Raw genomic sequence first — 771 nt, 5'->3', positions numbered from 1 at the left:
CCTGCGCGCTGTCGGCGGCGTCGAGGGCGGCGAGCGCGTCCTCGCTGGTGGCCGAGGCCAGGGTGGCCAGCACCTTGCCGGTGGCGGGGTCGTGGACGTCAAAGGTCCCGCCGTCGGATGCGTCGCGCCATTCGCCGTTGATCAGCAGGCCGGTGGGTACTTTGGCGAGCAGTTCTGCTTCGCGGGCTGCGGTTTCAGCCATGGCGGTGCCTCCAAGTGTTCGGGATTGTGTCCGTGGGCGCAGTTGCCCGTTTTCCTTCACGGTAGGTGCTCCGCTTCACGGGTGTAAATGCGAGGGTGCACTACGTTCCACGGCACCTACTGTGCAGATCGACAATACCAATCCGGCGGCCGGGTGAGGGTCACAGAGCGTGCAGATGACGACATCCAGGACATCCGGCGGCACCCGCTTCGCTGAGAGTCAGCGCCCGCCGGGAGCACGGGCGGCCAGGACCGCGGCGTAGAGCTCGCGTTTGCTCACCCGGGCATCGGCCGCGACGGCGGCGACGGCGTCCTTGAGTCGGGCACCCTGCGTCACCAGCGCGTTGACGCCGTCCACGTGGTCTTCGGGCTGTTCGGGCGCTGTTTCCGTCGCGCCGGCAACCACCACGGCGATTTCGCCCCGGACCTCATGGCTTTCGGCCCACTCCAGCAGTTCCCGGACCGTACCGCGCAGCACTTCTTCATGCAGCTTGGTCAGCTCCCGGCAGACCGACGCCCGCCGGCCCGGGCCGAATCCGGCGTCGAGGGCCCGCAGCATGGCCGCCAGCC

Annotated in this window: 1 protein-coding gene and 1 pseudogene; both read right to left on the bottom strand. The window is 69.0% G+C overall.

The features are described from left to right. On the bottom strand, window positions 1-202 hold a 202-nt coding region (locus tag AC5RUJ_RS17580; RefSeq protein ID WP_494156420.1), incomplete at its 3' end, for an aldehyde dehydrogenase family protein. A gap of 219 nt (window positions 203-421) precedes the next feature. Beyond that, window positions 422-771: pseudogene (locus AC5RUJ_RS17575) on the bottom strand (16S rRNA (cytidine(1402)-2'-O)-methyltransferase); the annotation flags it as partial.

Source organism: Arthrobacter sp. Y3223164, assembly GCF_059091005.1.
This window is presented reverse-complemented; position numbering and strand designations above follow the sequence as displayed.